This is a genomic window from Lachnobacterium bovis, from assembly GCF_900111325.1.
GTDB classification, from domain to species: Bacteria; Bacillota; Clostridia; order Lachnospirales; family Lachnospiraceae; genus Roseburia; species Roseburia bovis_A.
Genome location: NZ_FOGW01000012.1, coordinates 89296 through 109325 on the forward strand (window position 1 = coordinate 89296; position 20030 = coordinate 109325).

The 20030-nt window shown below is 32.1% G+C and carries 25 protein-coding genes and 1 rRNA gene; 2 read left to right on the plus strand and 24 right to left on the minus strand.

What is annotated here, in order from left to right:
- Positions 1–98: 98 nt before the first annotated feature.
- Complete coding sequence (locus BMY79_RS06595) at positions 99–1295, plus strand: ribose-phosphate pyrophosphokinase (protein WP_022749484.1); 1197 nt, start codon at positions 99–101, stop codon at positions 1293–1295.
- 184 nt (positions 1296–1479) lie between these two features.
- Here the strand turns inward: BMY79_RS06595 and BMY79_RS06600 are convergent, their stop codons facing one another.
- Both BMY79_RS06600 and mnmA read right to left on the minus strand, forming a co-directional pair.
- On the minus strand, positions 1480–4149 hold the full coding sequence (locus BMY79_RS06600) for a DUF2339 domain-containing protein (protein ID WP_074730641.1): 2670 nt from the start codon (positions 4147–4149) through the stop codon (positions 1480–1482).
- A 67-nt stretch (positions 4150–4216) separates the two neighbouring features.
- Positions 4217–5281 (minus strand): tRNA 2-thiouridine(34) synthase MnmA, encoded by a 1065-nt coding sequence (gene mnmA, locus BMY79_RS06605; RefSeq protein WP_029066808.1) that lies wholly within the window; start codon positions 5279–5281, stop codon positions 4217–4219.
- 177 nt (positions 5282–5458) lie between these two features.
- Between mnmA and BMY79_RS06610 the strand changes: the two genes are divergently transcribed.
- A complete protein-coding gene (locus BMY79_RS06610) occupies positions 5459–5824 on the plus strand; it encodes an ArsR/SmtB family transcription factor (RefSeq protein WP_022750244.1) in 366 nt (121 codons plus the stop codon).
- A 90-nt stretch (positions 5825–5914) separates the two neighbouring features.
- Here BMY79_RS06610 and BMY79_RS06615 read toward each other — a convergent pair whose 3' ends face one another.
- From BMY79_RS06615 to BMY79_RS12300, 22 genes are all read right to left on the minus strand, one after another.
- Positions 5915–6394, minus strand: coding sequence for a GNAT family N-acetyltransferase (locus BMY79_RS06615; RefSeq protein ID WP_029066807.1), 480 nt, complete (start codon positions 6392–6394; stop codon positions 5915–5917).
- Between the two features lie 31 nt (positions 6395–6425).
- The gene (locus tag BMY79_RS06620) at positions 6426–6953 is read right to left on the minus strand and encodes a 2'-5' RNA ligase family protein (RefSeq protein ID WP_022750247.1); all 528 of its coding nucleotides are present in this window, start codon (positions 6951–6953) and stop codon (positions 6426–6428) included.
- A 77-nt stretch (positions 6954–7030) separates the two neighbouring features.
- Positions 7031–7624: a hydrolase gene (locus tag BMY79_RS06625; protein WP_022750248.1), complete on the minus strand. Its 594-nt coding sequence runs from the start codon at positions 7622–7624 to the stop codon at positions 7031–7033.
- Positions 7625–7645: 21 nt separating this feature from the next.
- Positions 7646–7786: a DUF6630 family protein gene (locus BMY79_RS12170; RefSeq protein ID WP_022750250.1), complete on the minus strand. Its 141-nt coding sequence runs from the start codon at positions 7784–7786 to the stop codon at positions 7646–7648.
- A gap of 160 nt (positions 7787–7946) precedes the next feature.
- Positions 7947–8471: a DUF4256 domain-containing protein gene (locus BMY79_RS06630; protein ID WP_022750251.1), complete on the minus strand. Its 525-nt coding sequence runs from the start codon at positions 8469–8471 to the stop codon at positions 7947–7949.
- Positions 8468–8776 (minus strand): GNAT family N-acetyltransferase, encoded by a 309-nt coding sequence (locus BMY79_RS06635; RefSeq protein ID WP_022750252.1) that lies wholly within the window; start codon positions 8774–8776, stop codon positions 8468–8470. Before BMY79_RS06635 ends, BMY79_RS06630 begins: the two co-directional genes overlap by 4 nt.
- 139 nt (positions 8777–8915) lie before the next feature.
- The gene (locus BMY79_RS06640) at positions 8916–9572 is read right to left on the minus strand and encodes a methylated-DNA--[protein]-cysteine S-methyltransferase (protein ID WP_022750254.1); all 657 of its coding nucleotides are present in this window, start codon (positions 9570–9572) and stop codon (positions 8916–8918) included.
- Between the two features lie 284 nt (positions 9573–9856).
- The gene (locus BMY79_RS06645; protein ID WP_074730642.1) at positions 9857–10597 is read right to left on the minus strand and encodes a class I SAM-dependent methyltransferase; all 741 of its coding nucleotides are present in this window, start codon (positions 10595–10597) and stop codon (positions 9857–9859) included.
- Between the two features lie 613 nt (positions 10598–11210).
- A complete protein-coding gene (locus tag BMY79_RS06655; RefSeq protein WP_026504520.1) occupies positions 11211–11600 on the minus strand; it encodes a hypothetical protein in 390 nt (129 codons plus the stop codon).
- Positions 11601–11611: 11 nt separating this feature from the next.
- Positions 11612–11959, minus strand: coding sequence for a hypothetical protein (locus BMY79_RS06660; RefSeq protein WP_074730643.1), 348 nt, complete (start codon positions 11957–11959; stop codon positions 11612–11614).
- Positions 11956–12333 carry a hypothetical protein gene (locus BMY79_RS06665; protein WP_074730644.1) on the minus strand — a complete coding sequence of 126 codons (378 nt, stop codon included), beginning with the start codon at positions 12331–12333 and terminating at the stop codon, positions 11956–11958. The genes BMY79_RS06660 and BMY79_RS06665 overlap by 4 nt, the downstream gene beginning before the upstream one ends.
- Complete coding sequence (locus BMY79_RS11880; protein WP_083383491.1) at positions 12326–12727, minus strand: hypothetical protein; 402 nt, start codon at positions 12725–12727, stop codon at positions 12326–12328. Before BMY79_RS11880 ends, BMY79_RS06665 begins: the two co-directional genes overlap by 8 nt.
- A 457-nt stretch (positions 12728–13184) precedes the next feature.
- A complete protein-coding gene (locus BMY79_RS06675) occupies positions 13185–13385 on the minus strand; it encodes a hypothetical protein (protein ID WP_074730645.1) in 201 nt (66 codons plus the stop codon).
- An 84-nt stretch (positions 13386–13469) separates the two neighbouring features.
- On the minus strand, positions 13470–13700 hold the full coding sequence (locus BMY79_RS06680; RefSeq protein ID WP_074730646.1) for a hypothetical protein: 231 nt from the start codon (positions 13698–13700) through the stop codon (positions 13470–13472).
- A 2-nt stretch (positions 13701–13702) separates the two neighbouring features.
- Positions 13703–14062, minus strand: coding sequence for a helix-turn-helix domain-containing protein (locus BMY79_RS06685; RefSeq protein WP_026504515.1), 360 nt, complete (start codon positions 14060–14062; stop codon positions 13703–13705).
- 175 nt (positions 14063–14237) lie between these two features.
- Positions 14238–14630: a 30S ribosomal protein S9 gene (gene rpsI / locus BMY79_RS06690; protein WP_022750321.1), complete on the minus strand. Its 393-nt coding sequence runs from the start codon at positions 14628–14630 to the stop codon at positions 14238–14240.
- A 22-nt stretch (positions 14631–14652) separates the two neighbouring features.
- On the minus strand, positions 14653–15081 hold the full coding sequence (rplM, locus tag BMY79_RS06695; RefSeq protein ID WP_022750322.1) for a 50S ribosomal protein L13: 429 nt from the start codon (positions 15079–15081) through the stop codon (positions 14653–14655).
- Positions 15082–15293: 212 nt separating this feature from the next.
- Entirely contained in the window at positions 15294–16694 is a 1401-nt protein-coding gene (locus tag BMY79_RS06700; protein WP_074730649.1) for a UDP-N-acetylmuramoyl-tripeptide--D-alanyl-D-alanine ligase, read from the minus strand.
- Between the two features lie 149 nt (positions 16695–16843).
- Positions 16844–17896 carry a D-alanine--D-alanine ligase family protein gene (locus tag BMY79_RS06705; RefSeq protein WP_022750325.1) on the minus strand — a complete coding sequence of 351 codons (1053 nt, stop codon included), beginning with the start codon at positions 17894–17896 and terminating at the stop codon, positions 16844–16846.
- 593 nt (positions 17897–18489) lie between these two features.
- Entirely contained in the window at positions 18490–19023 is a 534-nt protein-coding gene (gene hpf, locus BMY79_RS06710; protein ID WP_027421719.1) for a ribosome hibernation-promoting factor, HPF/YfiA family, read from the minus strand.
- A gap of 430 nt (positions 19024–19453) precedes the next feature.
- Positions 19454–19759 (minus strand): Dabb family protein, encoded by a 306-nt coding sequence (locus BMY79_RS06715; protein WP_022750328.1) that lies wholly within the window; start codon positions 19757–19759, stop codon positions 19454–19456.
- 166 nt (positions 19760–19925) lie between these two features.
- Positions 19926–20030: ribosomal RNA gene (locus BMY79_RS12300) — 23S ribosomal RNA — on the minus strand; the annotation flags it as partial.

Consider the following 20030-nt stretch of genomic DNA (forward strand, 5'->3'; position numbering starts at 1 on the left):
ATTCTTTTTTCAGCAAATATTGTATTAATCTTTTTAGATTATACTTATTTATATAAAAATATAATACAAACTCAATTTATTTATGGAGGAACCCCTAAATGCCAAACGATGAAAGAATTTTAGAAACAATGCCACAAGGAATCCTTGGACTTGTTCCAACAGAAAGCTGTAGTGAATTAGCTGAAAAAGTTGATTCATACCTTAAATCATGGAGAGAAAATCGTGAACACAAACATCACAATGAGAGCGCTTTCCAAAATTATTACAAAGATAGCTACATTATCAAACCTTATACTCCAAGATTTGGTTCTGGCGAAGCTAAATGTGTAATTAAACAATCTGTACGTGGTTATGATTTATATATCATGGTTGATGTTACTAACTATAGCTTAACATATAGCTTATGTGGTCACACCAATCATATGTCACCTGATGATCACTACCAAGATCTAAAACGTATCATTGCAGCTGCAGGTGGAAAAGCCCGTAGAATTACAGTAATACTTCCATTCCTTTATGAGAGCCGTCAACATAGACGTTCTGGCCGTGAATCATTAGATTGTGCTCTTGCACTTCAAGAGCTTCAACAATTAGGCGTTGATAACATCATCACATTTGATGCTCACGATCCTCGTGTACAAAACGCTATTCCTCTTGGTGGTTTCGAATCGGTTATGCCTACATATCAATTTGTTAAAGGAATTTTCAAAAATGTACCTGATATTCAAATTGATAAAGATCATCTTATGATTATCAGCCCTGATGAAGGTGCTACAAAACGTGCTATTTACTTAGCAAACGTTTTAGGCGTTGATATGGGTATGTTCTATAAGAGAAGAGATTATAGTGTAATCATTGACGGAAGAAACCCTATTGTAGCTCATGAATTCCTTGGCGATTCTGTTGAAGGTAAAGATGTAATGATTATCGATGATATGATTTCTTCTGGTGAAAGTATGATTGATACAGCTAGAGAATTAAAGAAACGTAAAGCAAGAAGAATTTTCGTTATTGCAACATTTGGTTTATTTACAAATGGTCTTGAGTCATTTGATAGAGCTGTAGAAGAAGGTTTAATTTACAAAGTTGTAACTACTAACCTTTGCTACCAGACTCCAGAATTATTATCTCGTTCATACTACATCAGCTGTGATATGAGTAAATATATTGCATATATCGTTGATACTCTTAACCACGATACTTCTATTAGCGATTTATTAAATCCTTATGAAAGAATCAAACGTTACGTACAGCGTTATAAAAACATGCAGATTGAAAATAAAATTTTTGAATAATTTTTTCATTGGTATATAAAAGAGGCCTCTTATCTGGCCCCACATAACATATAATTTTATATAATACTATGTAATAAAAGCGTAGATATTATGGTCGAACAACATTCTAATTGTTATGAACCATAATCATTCTACGCTTTTATTTTTATAAGTTTAAAACTCTTAAATTTTGTTCCCTATACTACTAATTTCTTCTATAAGGATTATTTATTTCTTGTTGATTTGACACATTCTGATTCATTCCGTTTGAATTCATCATTCCTGGATTCATTCCATTCGGATTCATCATTCCTCGATTCATTCCGTTTGGATTCATCATTCCTCGGTTCATTCCATTTGGATTCATCATTCCTGGATTCATTCCATTTGGATTCATCATTCCTGGATTCATTCCGTTTGGATTCATCATTCCTCGATTCATTCCGTTTGGATTCATCATTCCTGGATTTATTCCATTCGGATTCATCATTCCTGGATTCATTCCATTCGGATTCATCATTCCTCGATTCATTCCATTCGGATTCATCATTCCTCGATTCATTCCATTTGGCATTGGTGGTGGAACTGGACCATTATATCTTCCATTATTTCCACTATTGTCAATAAATTCATCTACAACTTTATCTTTTTCATATATATCAATATATTTTTTTTCAAAATAATTATAAATGTAACTTATCAATACACAAAGCAAACCACTTACTAGGAAGCCTATTGCATATCCAATTAATGCTCCTGATCTTAAATCATATATTAACATCTTGAATATACACACTAAAACCATTCCTAAACCAGTTTTTCTAAGTGCTTTTGATCTGAATTTTTCTGTAAAACCAACAAATACATATAATACAGATACTACAAATACCACTATTGATACAATATAACCTCTCGTATCATATAATAACAATATTCCAATACAACCAGTATAAACCTTGATAATATTCATTCCTATCATAAATGATGTTAATTTTTTTCTGATAAAAATTTCTATAAAATCTACCAATAGCAACACTATAAGTACCACAGTAAAATATGATTTTAACCCATAATTGCTCTTGAACGTAGTTATAACTAACGACAAGTACAATATGTAATCTATTACTCTAATAACTCCACATATACTCTTAGATTTTTCTTTTTTCGTCATATAATAATTAAACGAAGAAAGCAAATTATTCAAAACATATAAAACGCCTAAAACTATCATTACAGATAAATAATATTTCTTATTTGAATCACGGCTAATAACTCTAAAAATAGAGGGTTCATAGAAAAAATTACAAGTATTAATATATGCAGATATTGCTGAAAGCACAAATAAACCGTATCTACAACCACGATATATTAATATATCCTCTTTATATCTTATTTTTTCAATAATCATTGTCACAAACAGAAGCAATGGTACATAACAAATCGCTCCTATTGCTAAATAGTAGAATTCCTTATCATTTGACAATACCCTTACTAAATTATATGTGACACCCACTGATGCAAACAGCATCAATATCAAATATTTAAGCCTTTTAAATTTATCTGTAGTAAATACTATTTCAACAGATAAAATAGTTACTACCACATAGTATACTATCATCATTATGTTAGATTTCGTATCATGTGATAAATCAATTGTAACTGCTAATAAAAAGAGTAAAAAAATAACAATGTCTGATACTATTTTACATATGTAATATGCATCATCATTTTTACAGTTATCCTTGTTAACAATACTTTTCACTTTATAAAAAATATCATCAACAAAAATAATACTTACTAATCCTAAAAAACTTCCAAGGCTTCTTCCATCATTAATTGAAAATACATAACAGAATAGCGGAATTGCAAATGCTATTTTTGTTATGCATGATGCAACATATGAAATAGAAGATGTCTCTTTTTTACTACATTCAACTAAACTTAATATATACATCACTCCAAAAATACCATATACAGTAAACACATATGAATTTTTTGCCCTTGCAAATGAAGCAAATATTAGGAAGATTGAAGTACAAAAATATGTATATATAAGTAATAGCGAATCTAGTATCATACATAAACTATGATTTTTATTTTTATAATTCAAAATTATATTGAAAATAGAATAACCTGCTACAAACAACATTATAGCAATAGCCTTTCCCGTCGAAGCCTTTGCAAGTATCACATTGTTTACAAACAAAAAAGTCCCTATCGTCGTAATTATCAACGAAATTATTACATGTTTGTACAACAAAATCATTGCAAATACAGCCCACACCGCAAACACTACCAGCGATTGTGTAAAATTAAAATCAAATGTCCTACAAGTATTTATTACCGTAATACAAAGCGAAATAATTCCTGCAGACATCACTGTCAAGTACAATGCTTTATCTGGATTTTTTTTGCATTCATAAAATCCACCTAATGACATAAATGAAAAGCACACGTATAAAGCACTATAATACGCTATTTTTTCATATCCTTGAAGCATTATTTTTCCAAAAAGAATAACTGATATAACAATCAATACCGTTGCCGCCATTATCATACCATGCGTTCCAAGCCAAGATTCAAACGGTTTACTCTTTTTTTGCTGCTCATTTGGAAAATTCATATTTGGCATTCCATTGTACATTGGGCCACTATTCATTTGTCCATTATTGGGCATTCTATTGTACATTGGGCCACTATTCATTTGACCGTTATTGGGCATTCCATTGTACATTGGACCATTATTCATTTGTCCGTTATTTGGCATTCCATTTAACTGCTGCTGATTTAATTGTCCATTCTTATATGAAACACCTGGGTTTTGAGAATTTTCAATACTGCCATTTGTATTTGAGTTGTCAAAATTATTGCTCATAGCTAACTCCTCTCCACGATTTTTTTACAAAAAATTTTGCCACAACTAAATTGTATCACATTTAAATCTATTTAACAATTATTCCTCCACCTATAATGCAGTTATCGTCATCGTATATTACTGCTGACTGTCCTGGTGCTGCTGCTCTGATATTCTCATAAAAATCAATTGTTAGTTCGTCTTCATTCGTTCTGCGAATTATCGCTTTTTGAGGATTATGGTGATATCTAACTTTAACATTAGCTTCTAATTCTTCACCTTCTTTAAGATCTTCAATACTCATAAAATTAATTTGATTACATTTAATCTGCTTTGAAAAAAGCGCATCATTTCCCGACAAAACTACTTCGTTTGTCTCTTTTCTAATTTCTTTTACATATGTTCTTTCACCCAAAGAAATTCCTAATCCTTTTCTCTGACCTATCGTATAATGAATAATTCCTCTATGCTTTCCTAATTTGTTTCCCTTTTCGTCAACAAAATATCCTTCTTCTGGAAGTGGAAAATCATAATTATTTTCTATATATTCTCCATATTTTCCTTCCGTAACAAAACAAATTTCTTGCGAATCTGGCTTATTTGCCACCTCTAAATTTATGCTTTCTGCAATTTTTCTTACTTCTTTTTTATTAATTTTTCCAAGAGGCATCATAGTTTTTTTCAATTGTTCTTGAGTTAATTTATATAACATATATGTTTGATCTTTTTCAATGCAATCAGCTTGCTGTAATGTAACACGACCATTTTCTAATTCCTTTATATTAGCATAATGTCCAGTTGCAATATAATCCGCACCGAAAACATCAAGTGATTCAATCATTTTGCTCCACTTAATTTCTTTATTACACCATACACATGGATTAGGAGTTAAACCTTCTATATTTTCCATTGCAAATGGGTCTACTACTTTTTCTTTAAAATCATTAATACAATTAATAACATAATATGGTATATCTAACTGCCAAGATATTCTTCTAGCATCGTCAATTTCACAGCATCTACTTTCTTTGCCATCTGCAGATAACCATGTTCTTAAAGTCACACCAACAACTTCGTGTCCCGCTAATTTCAATAAATATGCTGTAACAGCACTATCAACTCCACCTGACATTCCTACTATAACTTTTGCCATACTCTCACTCTTTCTATCAAAATATTATTTTTTTTAACATAAATAGTTCGAATGTAATAATATCATTTTTATTCCTAGCGTGTCAATAGGAATTAAAATGCTTACAAACAGTATTTGTAGCCTTTAATTTTTTTGTTATAATAGAATTGAATTATATTTTAGCAAGGGAGGTATCCTATGGATAAAATTAATTTACCGCACCACCATAATTCTAGTGAAGAAGAAGAGAAAATAATTTCAAATCTTCCAAATAATGATACTATTGAGTCAGTTTCTGAAGCACTGAAGCACTTAGGCGATCCAACTAGATTGAAAATTTTTTGGATTCTATGTCACACAGAAGAATGTGTTTTAAATATCGCAACAATGATGTCTATGACATCCCCTGCTGTTTCACATCATTTAAGAATATTAAAGGCTGCTGGCTTACTAATCACACATAGAAATGGAAAAGAAATGTACTATACTGTAGCCAATACACCATTGGCACAAAAACTTCACCATACTGTTGAAGATTTAGCAGAAATACAGTGCATCAAATAAAAATTCTCCGATCTATTAGGTTTATAAAATTTACATTTTAAACTTACTTTTGTAAATCTTATATTCTGATAGTCGGAGAAATTTTTTGTTTTACAACTCTTTTTCGTAACAAAGCATAGGTTGATCGTACAATTCACATTCACCTACTTTATTAAAGCCAAAAGCCTCATAACATTTTAGTGCTTTAAGATTAGTTTTATTTACAAGGAAATGAAGACTTTTAAATCCTCGATTTTTGATTTCGTTCATTCCATGTATAATCATTTTTTTAGCAATTCCCTGACTTTGAAAATCTAAATCAACTGCCAATCGCGAAAGTTCCGCTCCTGGCTGAAGCTTCGGTGTCCAATATGGTAAATTTGTAACATTATCATCATCATCAATTGAGATTGCTGCAATAATTTTATTCTTATGTTTCATAACAAATAAAGAATTTCTTGATAAATCAAATTCAATTTCATTAACTGCGGGATAATATTCATTCCATGGACAATATTTTTTCCCTAATTGAGATTTATATAATTTTAAAATTTCTTCTTTATCTGATGGTTGTGCAAGCTGTATCGTCATCTTATTTTGCCCTTTCTATAAAAAATCTAAATTATTTTTCTAGTTCTATAACCTCTATCTCTTCATATGGTTTTGGTTTAGACAAACTAAATCGAACTATTTTTGCATGGATTGGATTAAATAAATCCTGTAAAATTTCAAATCCTTTTCTCATCTGCTCTTTATCTAACTGTTTTCCAATTGTAATATGAGGAATCCATTGTAAAGGCATATAAAATCTATTGCATTTAGCTTGTGAGCTTTGCAAAATATATTCATTTGCTTTCTTACTTAATTCATATAAATACTTATTTTGTACAGCCTCAATATAAACAACCGATGGCAAAAACGCACCAATAGACGCAATATAAATTGAGCTACTTTCTATATTTTCTGAAAACAATTTAAAAATTTCAATTGCTTTATTTTTATCTTTTTGCTCAAATGCAGCAATTGTAATATGTGGCGGAACCTTATTTTTTATCATAAAATCATTTCCCGTACTTTCATACATTTGATCTATCAAATATTGTATTTTTTTATTTGTTTCAGAATCAAAATATGCACTTATTAAATACATCTCTATTCAATCCTCAATACTTTCAATAATGAATTCATTTCTTTATTTCTACAATAAATCTAATTCTTTACCAATTTCTATAACGAATTCATTTCTTCATTTATTTTATCTTCACAATCTTTCATAGCCTGTAAAGTCATTGTTAACAAATCATTTAATTCCCAATCAAGTTGTTTTGCCCCTCGTTCAATAACATCTCTTGAACATCCTGCTGCAAAATTCTTACTTTTATATTTCTTTTTAAGTGATTTTAATTCCATATCCTTAGTGCTTTTTGATGGTCTCATTAATGCAGTCGCCCATATAAGACCAGTTAATTCATCTGCAGCAAATAGAACCTTTTCCATCTCGTGAGTAGGTTCAACATCTATAGTCACACCACAAGGAACCGTTATTTTATAACCATGTGAACAAACTGAATGAATAATATCTTCTCCTACGCCACCTTCTCGTAGTAATTCAGGCGCTTTAAGGCAGTGTTCTTCAGGATATAATTCAAAATCAATATCATGCAACAAACCTACTATTCCCCAATACTCATCATCATCTAGATATCCAAGTTTCCTTGCATACCATCTCATAACCAATTCCATCGTTAAAGCATGTTGAATATGAAATGGATCCTTATTATATTTTCTAAAAAGTTCAAACGCAGCATCTCTTGTAATCATAACAAAAACTCCCCTTTCTTTTTACATATCATGGGCCAACTCAATCCTATGTCCGATCTTTTCTGCTATTTTCGACAATTTTTCATAATCATACTTTTTGCTGACTGCCATAACATAACTGTCACTATCTATATCAATTCCAATAAGAACATACTTTCTCATTCAAAACTGTATCATTTTTAACCTTTATTTTGTTATTCTTAATTATATCCAATACACAAACGTAAAACAAGGGCATTTTTACGCCCTTGTCTAACATTAATAAACTATTTTGGGTTAACCATAAATTATAATCCCTCTTAGAACAATTGTACTCCATTAATTAGATAAGAATATATCCTCTGAATCCTCGTGAAGAATAATATGAATCTGCTCCATTGTGAAAAACAAACACAGTGTCATAGCGCCTTTCACAGAATAACGCACCGCCCTTGTTTCGTATATCATCTGGCGTAATAATCCAGCTTGACGTTTTTAAATCAAATGATCCTAGACTTTGCAATCTACGATAAATTTCCTCCGTCATAATTGAAATTCCAATTTCTTTCGCGTTCCACTCGGCGCTGCCTAATGGAGGATTTTTTTTACGCCCATGCAATGCTTTTTCATCATAACACAGGCTTCTGCGTCCAGCAGGGGATTCCTTTACACAGTCACAAAAAATAAGCTTCCCCGTATTTATATCATAACCAATGGTGTCCGGCTCACCTCCGCTTTCCTCCATCTTCTGCAAAACTAAGATGGCATCAGGAGCCTCACGCAACCTACGTTCTACCTCATCCCATTTTAAATCCTTATGAAGCTCCATGTGTTCCTGAAAACGCTCCTTCAATAATTCCACCATCATACTATACAAACCTCTTTCTTTATCTTAGCTTCATTTTCAGCTGCCAATAGTAATTCACTTCCAATTCCTTCTTTTCGCAAATGTTCTTCAACAAAAAGATAACGGATACATAGCCAATTTCCAAATGTTTCACCTGTTAGCCCTGCCAGCTTTTTGCCTTTAATATCTTCATAAAAAATACCGAGTGGAACATTCTTAGACTCTTCACGATTACTTAAATTATATGCTTTTAGCATTTCATATATTTCGTTAATCTCTCTCTCATTCCCATCTTCTGTAATTCGTATTATTATATCTTTATTCATCTTAATTTAAAATCCTCTATAACTTTCTCGCTCTTTTTTTCTCTCTAACACATAAATTTACACCCATTCTAGTTATCGGACCATATACAATTTTCTTTATAAATCTCTGAGTAGTTGAAAATTTCTCTTAAAAAATCATTCACAGCCGTCCGTCGTTGTTATTGATTCTGACAGAATCAATTCTGTATTTTTCGAGTTTCACCTTACCATCGGTAACCTCAACGCCCTCACTTTCTAGTATCTGTGCCTGCTTCAACGCCCCACCAAAAGCATACTCACTAGCAAGTTCACCCTTGGAATTAACAACACGATGGCACGGGATGGTACTTGGATTGGGATTCTTATGAAGTGCGTTTCCAACAGCTCTTGCCATCTTCCTATCACCTGCCATTTCTGCAACATCTGCATACGTAGCAACTTGCCCTTTAGGAATTTTCTTTACCGCTTCATATATTCTTTTTGTTGGAGAGTCTGTAATAATATCGTAACTCTCTGCGATCATCCTTTTTATAACATCATCAGGAATCGAACCATCTAGAATAATCGTGTTCCAATGTTCTTTATTCTGATGATACGCAGGAACTACCGCGTTATATGTTTTTCTCCAAAAATCTCTCCACTCCGCATCAACCTTCAAATTTATATTTATGTAGCCATCTTTTTCATATGTCCATAAAAAAGCTTTTTTCGACCTTTTTACCCGAACAAGCTGCCAATTAGCATCACGAAATGGTGCATCCTGATAAGTGTCCGGAAATGATAATCCATAACTAAGTGCTTCTTCTCTTGTTTTCATAAATCGTCCCCCTCTCTAATTATTTATGTCGACATTTTAAAATATAAATGCCTTGTATACGGCGAATAAGGACGTTCTCACACCCCTGTCCTGCTGTTTACGGTAGAAAGCTCAGGGCTACTGTATGCGGCTGGTAGCAACTTTAATGACCGCAATCAAAAATAATTCTCTGATTTTACTTTCTACTCATTAAATCTTTGTCTGTCTTTTGTAAGATTATCTTCCGATAAAACTCATTATCGACATATACTGACAAACCCGAAATTATTTTATTATCCTGAAATTCACTTTTTCGCCTTAATCAAAAGAAAATCCGGCTTATGAAAAAGATCTTCCTGGTCAGGAAACCTCTCTAATATCTCTTCAGTAGGGATAGGCTCTATCATCTTTTCTATAATGAACCCATTTTCAGTTAGGGTATTAATGATGGTTGAGAACATGCGATGGTATTTCTTTATTCCTTCAACAAACCACTCAAACTCACGCTCTCCTTCCCTAGCATAGTTGGCTAGATTAACATAGATTTTCTTTCCATTTTCATCTTTGGTCCAACGAGGAATTCCACCACAATAGGTTGTATTAATGGGATTTTCCTGTGAAAAGATAAAACACCCATCTGTATTTAGCTTGTCATAGATTTTTCTAACCACTCCTTCAAAATCCTCAACATAATGAAATGCGAGCGAGCTTATTACCACATCAAACTTACCTTCCACCTCTTCAATGTCTTCTATTGGAAGAAGCATATAAGTAATCGCTGGATTGGAGTGCTCCTTCTTAGCAACCTCTAGCATCTTCTCAGATATATCGATTCCAACAACCTTAGAGGCACCTTTGTTTACAAACTCCACGCAATGCTTACCAAAGCCACATCCAAGGTCTAATACGCTCGTCCCCTTGAGATTAGGAAGTAATGAAAAAAGAGCTGGTATCTCAAAGAGATCATTTGCGTTGCCTTCCCTGTCCCTTATAGCCTTATACCCCTCAAAGAAGGTCTCATTATCAAAAATATTTTGTTTTGCCATTTTTCATATCCTCCATTTATGCCTAATAAACAGTTATCCTGGAAGTTAATCTATTCAGAAATACTTAAATTTTTACTTTGTAGCAACTGTTTATAATTATACCTATATCTACCATCCTGTTCAATATTATGTGCATAAAACAAGGGCGTTTTCACGCCCCTGCCTACTGCTATCAGTTATTCATCTCTCAGGTCTTATATTATTCCTATTAAGATTTGGACTTTGCTGCTCCTTCCTCTGATCAACTATCGCCTGGCTTTCTCTTAGCTTTTGCAAAATGCTTGTTTTAGCCTTTTCAGCTATCTCAGGCTTCTTGGTCTTGTCCCACCACTCCTTGAATGTTTTGAAGGCTTTCCGCACACAAAAAAGACCCGGTACATTGTACCGAGCCTTTGAAATCTGCCATTGCAGATAATTATCTCTTTAAGAACTATTAATGAAGTGAAAATACCGTATTTTAGGCATTTCTCCTTCAAGTTGCTGTTTACCTGCTGCGTACGGTAGAAAGTTCAGGGCTACTGTATGCTGCTGGTGGCAACTCTATAATCGCTATTGAACAATTACAAATCTGATGATATAATTAAGAAGCGATTTGGTATGTTTAACATATCATCTAGAGAACACCGTTTGATTGCGCCAACAATCTATTCGGTGTTTTCTTTTTTAAATAATTATCAATAGCATATTCCAATCGCGATACCTGCTGTTGATCTATGCAATTAATAGCCTCAACGTTATAGTATTCTACGATTTGAAGCAGTCTTTTCAGAAAAAAATCCCATACTATCGCAGACTCATTCACTGGCATATAATCCAATAATAAAACAACACTTTCCCCTACGACGCAACTTTGTTCTATTGGCTGCTCATTGCTTAACACCTCTGATAGTGACAAACAGCTTTCTGAGTTTGCGTGTTCTCCAGAGATGTTTATCATGAGTTTTTTACTCGAAACATCTTTGTTATCCCAAAAGGTACCAAACAATTTATATGATGTTTTCATATCTGTACCTCCTACATTTCAATAGCAATGCCTGTGTTATACTCAAGTGCACGAGTCGCGAAATCTTTCAACACTGAAACCACTTTAATATACTTTTGAGGCACAAATTGATCCGGAAGATCATCGAGTAATGAAATAAGCTTCTCACATTTTTCTGCAGGTATATAGTCAACATCACCATCATCAAGTAATGTGTCACAAGTAGCATTGATTCTACCAACTAAATTATCCATCAGCCAGTCATGCTCATCAAATTCCATTACATAGTCTTCCACTTTATCTGGCACACCGCTACCAAGATCATATATTGGTCCGTACATACTAAGCCCTTCTAATGATTTAGCTAGATATAATCTCATCTTGGCATCTCCTTTCTTTTCATTATTTTGAAATGTGTTAATCCAAAGTCTGTACTTGGGGTTCCGTCAATTTTTGTATACATCTTAGCACCTTTGTCGTATATCCTTAGATATCCAGACGGCATGTCCACTTTTATAATGTACTTGTTGTTTTCAAACTGGTATTTAACGCCCTTCGGTTTTCCTTTTACTCCTGGAGTATACTGATTAACCACATCATTGAGATTAACCATATGCTTTTTCCAATTATCGTTGAATTTTGATTCACGTACTTTGCTCCTATAGTACCTTATAGCATCAAGCATTGAACTATGAATCAGTATTCGAGCATAATGTTTTGCAGCCTGTGAATATCTCGCTTTACTATCAGCCATGGTGCACCTCCTTACACAATCTATGAAAGTCAGTGTAGACCCTGTAATCAATGCCCATGGTATCCAGCTGTTTTTCAGCCTTTTCGTCATGTTTGCCATATATTATTAGCTTTTCCGGCAAAAGCATTAAGATTTTTTCCAGATATGAAAAATCATCCTCAGAATTTAATGGATCGCATCCCAGAAAACCTGACGCAGCCATCACTCCTTGCGGAATATTTTGCCACACACAAGCAGCATCTAATCCTGCAGTCCTCGTGTTCAAAACAATACTAATTCCATTAACAGCTAAAACTGCTAGAAAGAGTTGGTTTAATAAAGCCATTGCGCTCTGCCACTCTTCGTCCATATCATCCGTAAAAGTAACATCCAGCCCTATGACACCCATATACATTTTGTATTCGTCAATCTCTTTCAGTAGCTTGCTCAGCCTTGGATATAAATGATGATCCTTGTCAAAAAAGCATAATACAGTCTTTTTCTATTAACGACTCTTTTGTTTTTTCTCTGAGAAAAAGGGATTACTAAGTCTGGCCAGTCTCTAAGAAACATCTCATTAGTGAATATTGGAAAGCCATCTTTGTCAAGAGATATCTCTTTTCCTTCGAGATACGAATATAGCTCATCAATTATTACGAATATGTCTTTTAAACTTTTGATATGCATTTTCATACCCTCCGTTTAACATTGTTTGGGATGTGATATGCATAACATATACGATTTGGTATGTTTAACACATCATCACTTCCAGTTCCATATTCAGTTTTAAATAGTATTTGAAATGTATTGGAACTGCGCCAACAGTATACAGTACATTTCAAAATCAATTAAATCATAGGCATCATCCCTCCTTAATATCGTTGTCTTTTCTTAGCAAAGCCTTTTGATACGTTATATTTTTTCATTATTTCAGGAACAGACATTTCTTTTGTTTCTTCATAAGGCATAGCAATTTCACCAGTCAGCGCCTTAACTTGCCACTCCACACTACAATAAAGTGGCATTTTTTCAAATGATCTCTGTAATATTGGAGTGTAACCTATCTCATACATAAATATGTGTGCCATCTCATGCAATATAAATCCACAATATGCACCTATTCTTTCTAATGCACCATCGTAGACATATTGCTTAATCTAGATAGTGAATCCTTTTCCTTCATTCTTTACGCATTGAGCTACAACATTCTTAGGCAGTTCATCATCTTGGACAACTACATATGTGCTCCCCTCAAATACATCAGGCAACATTTCCAGTGCATCTAACACCGGAAATGGGCCTTCTTGCGAAACATCAAACAATTCTCTAAATAATACTGCATACTGTCTCAGTTGTTTTCTGCTAACAGGTTTTGTAATATAATCCAAAGCTATTTCTCCTTCTGTTTCAACAATGCAATTATCTTTTCTGCTGTCTCATCATCAATATCATCAAATGATCTTGCAAACTGAAGCGCTACCCTTCTTTGCATAATGGATGAATCCTTCATATCAATCTTTGTCTGTAATTTAGACTCATCTATTGCCTTTTTTAATAAGGTCTTATCCTCTGATGATAAATTGTAATGGGTTGATATTTTCCCCATCCAGTCCTTTGGTACATTTTTTCGTCCGTTTTCAACAGCTGATAAAAATGGTGTCGTAGTTCCAAGCATTTTAGCCATATCACCCATTACCTCATGATTCTTAATTCTAAGAATTCTGACAAATTCACCAAATTTCGTATACATGCTGTTTCTCCTTTCATCCTCATAACTTAATAGTATTCATATTATACCTTTATGTCAATAAGTTTTTTAACCTTTTTTTGGTAGAGCGAGTATCAAAAAATCACCTCAGGACAATTGTCCTGAGGTGTAATAAGTCGTATATGATTGTCCAAAGACGTAATCCGTTGTGAAACGATTATCTCTTTGAGAACTGTGGAGCTCTACGAGCTGCTTTAAGACCGTATTTCTTACGTTCTTTCATTCTTGGATCACGAGTTAAGAATCCAGCTTTCTTAAGAACTGGTCTGTACTCAGAATCTACTTCTAATAAAGCACGAGCAATACCGTGTCTAATAGCACCAGCTTGTCCAGTGTATCCACCACCACGAACGTTAACTAAAACATCGAATTTTTCAACTGTTTCAGTTGCAACTAATGGCTGACGAACGATAACCTTTAATGTTTCTAATCCTAAATATTCATCAATATCTCTTTTATTAATTGTAATTTTACCTGTACCTGGTACTAAATATACTCTGGCAACAGATGATTTTCTTCTTCCTGTTCCGTAATATCTTGTATTAGCCAATGTAATTTACCTCCTTAGTGAATTAAAATGTTAATGTCTCAGGTTTCTGAGCAGCATGTTTGTGATCAGGTCCTGCATATACAAATAATTTTTTATACATCTGACGTCCTAATGGTCCGTTTGGAAGCATTCCTTTAACAGCATACTCAATAACACGTTCAGGGTGTTTTGCTAACATTTCTTTTAATGTAGTTTCTTTTAATCCACCTACATATCCTGAATGATGGTAGTAAATTTTCTGGTTCAATTTTTTACCTGTAACGCTAATTTTTTCAGCGTTAACAACTACAACATAATCACCTGTATCAATGTGTGGTGTGTATGTTGGTTTATTTTTTCCTCTTAATACTTTAGCGATTTCTGATGCTAAACGTCCTAATGTCTTACCTTCAGCGTCTACTACATACCATTTTCTTTCGATTGTAGCTGGACTTGCCATAAATGTCTTCATAGGTTTTCCTCCTTAGTAAAATAAAAAATACTCATGAATCTTTAAAATCGCGTATGTCCGGACGCCATCTCTCTGATTCTATATATATAGTCTAAATGCTCGTCGGGGCTTTGACTCGCATCTACATACTATCACAGACTTAATAAGTATATTACAAGTGTCAAAATGTGTCAAGAGAAATACTTCTTAAAAAATATAAAATTTGCGCATTTCTACATATTTTTTAAGACTTCTACAATCTTCTCAAATTTCATAAAATGTGAAGCTTTAACAAGAATAGTATCCGTTTCTTTGACATATTTTTTGATATCAACTGCTAACTCATCAGTTGTTTTATAATAATATGTTTTAATATTTTTTCCCGATTTTTCAATTTCAGAAATATAATTTTTGGCCAATTCACCAACCGCAAAAACAACATCAATATTATTATCAGCTGCACTTTTTCCCACTATTTTATGTAAATTAACCTCATCTGATCCAAGTTCTCCCATATCGCCTATTACAGCAACACTTCTGTTAGTTGCGTGTGATAAAACCTCCAATGAGGTTTTCATTGATGCCGGATTTGCATTGTAACAATCATCTATAACTATCATTCCTGTATTAGTCTTGATAAAATTAGTTCTTCCAGCTATTGTTTCTGCTTTTGAAATACCTGATTTAATTTCATCTAAAGACAAACCTACTTCTAAACCTACAGCTGTTGCCGCTAAAGCGTTATAAATGTTGTGTTCACCCGGAATATTAATTTGTACATCAAATGAACCTTTTTCAGTATTTATTGTTGTATACATTCCTTCAAATCCTTTATTAACTGAATTTGTTGCATACACAGCATATTTGTTGCCACTCTCATCAGTTTTAGGTAATTTTCCTTTACCATAAAAAACAACTTTTTTTCCAGCTACTTCAGATTTAGTCGATAATTTATCGTCATCTCCATTTAAAATAATAACACCATTATCTTGCATGTTTTCAAAACATTCTGTTTTAGCCTGTAAAATTCCATCTCTTGTTTTTAAATTTTCTAAATGACATACTCCAATGTTAGTAATTAACTGAATGTCTGGTTGCGACATCTTCGATAATCTTGTCATTTCTCCAAAATCTGAAATTCCCATCTCTAATACTGCAATCTCATGCCAACTATGGATGTTAAATATAGTAAGTGGAAGTCCAATTTCATTATTGAAATTTCCTGCAGTTTTTAAAACATTAAATTTTTCACTCAATACAGAACTTACCATTTCTTTTGTACTTGTTTTTCCAACACTACCTGTTATTCCAATAATCTTAATATTTAATTGCTCTCTGTAAAATTTTGCAATATCTTTCAATGCCTGTTGTGTGTCCTTAACCAAAATATATGGATATTTTGCATCATGTAATTTTTTTTCAGACAAAGTAGCCATTGCACCTTTTTCAATAACCTGTGGAATAAAATCATGACCATTCACTCTCGCACCTTTTATTGGAACAAAAAGGAAATCTTTTTTAACAAGACGACTATCTATCGCTACACCTGTAATTTCTCTTGTTTCAACATCATTATAGCCAAATAATGTTCCATTACATGCCACCGCAATATTTTTTAAAGTCATATGTTTCATTCTACATTCTTCTATTTTGTGTCCATCTATTAATAATTCCATATCACTCATTATTTTTTCCTTATTATATCTTCTTTACTGATATTTTTTAATGAAATTTCTAGCAGTCTCTTTACTGATATTTTTTAATGAAACTTCTAGCAGTCTCTTTACTGATATTTTTTTAATGAAATTTCAATTAGCTTCTCACATAACTGATTAAAGTTGATACCAATAGCATTTGCTTCCTGAGGTAATAAACTTGTTGGTGTCATTCCTGGTAAAGTATTAACTTCAAGACAGAAAATATTACCATTTTTATCTAGTAAGAAATCTGATCTAGAATATGTATCTAAACCAATAGCTTCCGCTACCATTTCTGCATATTTTTGCATTTCCTTAGTTTTTTCTTCAGATAACTCTGCAGGACATGTTTCAATTGTACTTCCTGCTTTATATTTATTTTTATAATCGTAGAAGCCTTCTACAGGTGCAATTTCGATAATTGGCAATGCTTTACCAGACATAACACCTACTGAAAATTCTCTTCCTTCTACAAATTCTTCTATAACTAATTCATTTTCCCATTTAAATGCATCATCAAGTGCTCTTGCAAATTCATCATCATTTTTTACAATAGTAACTCCAATACTAGATCCGCCACAGCATGGTTTAACAACACATGGTAAATTTAAATTTAATTTTTTGTGATCATTACATCTACTATCTCTTGTCATTGAAACACCATTTGGAGTTGGTACATTTGCATTAATAAAAAATTTCTTTGACATATTTTTATCCATTGCAATTGCACTGCTTAAATAATCGCTACCTGTATATTTAATTCCAAATAAATCAAAAGCAGCTTGAATCTTACCGTTTTCACCATTTTCACCATGTAACGCCATAAAAACAATATCTGATTTCTGACATATTCTAATTACGTTTGGTCCAAAGAAACAATCTGATTGATCTTTTCTTGATGCTTTAACAGCCTCTAAATCAGGAGCAGTTTCAGGAATTGCACTAACTTTGACACTTACATCATCTGCTCTGTCAAAAATATCGTCTACATTAACTTCTTTTTCATCGTATCCCATAAAAACATCAAGTAAAATAACTTTATGTCCGTTCTCTTTTAACGCTTCTGCTACATTACTTCCCGTAATAAAAGATACATCTCTTTCTGTACTTAATCCACCTGCTAAAACAACAATGTTCATAATAATTGCCTCTCTTTATAATTATATAATTTATTTTTAGATGTTAGATTAAAATGTATAAAATACATTCTCTCTTTATGTCTTGTTACCAAAATTTAAATTCAAAAAATCATAATCTAACTTATTTTACACACTATAATATTTCTATCTCTGGTAACTTTATCACTAAGTTATTATACTAGACCATTTATTAAATTTAAACAATATTTCTTTAAATTAAAACACTTTTAGTAATTAAATAAGCACTTTTTGCAATAAATATAGTTAATAGTAAACAAAAAATGAGAGAGCAGATTAAATTCCACTCTCTCACGCCTTTTGAAACTATCCTTTTAACAATTTTTCTTATCTTTTAATCTTTAATTTTTATATCTTTTAATCTTTAATTATCATATCTTTTAATCTTTAATTATCATATCTTTTAATCTTTAATTATCATATCTTTTAATCTTTAATCTCTAAATATCTATTGATTTTTATAATAATATGATATTTTTATTATTTTATTTTTTCACTCTACTATTTTATTACTCATTAATCTAACGACTAAACTCTTTATAGTACAGTAAATACTTATACAAAACGTAAACGTACTAAAACTCTGGCTCAATTAATCCAAATGTATTACCTTTTCTTCTATACACAACATTAACTTCGTCAGTTTCAGCATTTCTAAAAACAAAGAAATCATGACCTGTTAATTCCATTTGAACACATGCATCTTCAGGATACATTGGCTTTATTCCAAATTTCTTGGCCCTAACAATTTTTATTTCATCTGAATCATCATAATCATCTGAATCTATGAAAGATCTATTAAAAGATTCAATAGCAGATTGTTTACGCGCCAATAATTTCTTTCTGTATTTCTTTAACTGTTTTTCAATAACTTCTTCAGCTAAATCAATTGAAACATATAAATCATCACTAACTTGTTCAGATCTTATAACTGAACCCTTCACCGGGATCGTGACCTCTATAATCTGTCTTTCTTTTTCAACGCTTAATGTAACTTCAACTTCTGTATCTGGAGTAAAATATTTTTCTAATTTGTTTAACTTATCCTCAACAGCTTGTTTTAATCCATCAGTAAGCTCAATATTCTTTCCTGTAATTATAATATTCATGATGGTCACTCCTTTGCAAATAAATTTAGAACTAAATCTAGAAGAAAACACACTCACAATATATTTTTATTTTCACTTTGTTGCTAAAATTTCTTTTGTTGTCATCGTTTTATTTCTATATTTAATTCTAAATACATTATATCATATTATCTGACTATTTCAACCCTTTTCATTTATTATCTGTATTCGCTTTTTGTTTGCTGCTATTTTCTCTGTTTTTCTGGTTCGAACAATAAAAACGCTTACCTCAAATTTAAATATCTGAGACAAAAAACATTCTCATTTAATTTAATCCGTAGTAAACGTTTTTATAATATTTCATATACTTTTTAATTATAATACTTTATAGTTTTTACTTTTTAAACTTTTTTCTTTTAATTGATTTTTAATAATTTTTCATAGTTTTATTTGATAGATTTATTTGATAGATTTATTTAACTTCGTAATCCATACAAACTCTAGCCTTAGTGTAAGGACGAACTTTTGAATTTGCAACTTCAACATGTTTCTTATGTACTGCATATCCAGCTAAAGCTTGTTCATTTTCAAGTAATGAATCTAACATTACATCAGCATTCGATGTTTCCAAGCCTTCTGTTCTAACAACTACTTCTAATAAGCCTGGTACAACTCCTACTAACCCTTCTAAGCCTTCTTTAATTTCTTTTTTTATTACCTTTTTTTCTTCATCAGATAATTCATCTTTTAATTGCCATAAAATAACATGTTTTACCATAATCTTCTACCTCTCTAAAAATATTTTTTCTACATAAATATTAACAATAAAATAACTATTTTGCAACCATGTTATTTTTATAAAAAAAAAGCCACATTCTTCACTAGAACATGACTCTTTCTCACCATATATCTTCAAAACTTCATACAAGTTATTAAAAACCTTTTTGGTCAAGCCTTCGACCTATTAGTAACAGTCAGCTACATACATTACTGCACTTCCACCTCTGCCCTATTTACCTGTTAGTCTCTCAGGGGTCTTATCTCCTTTT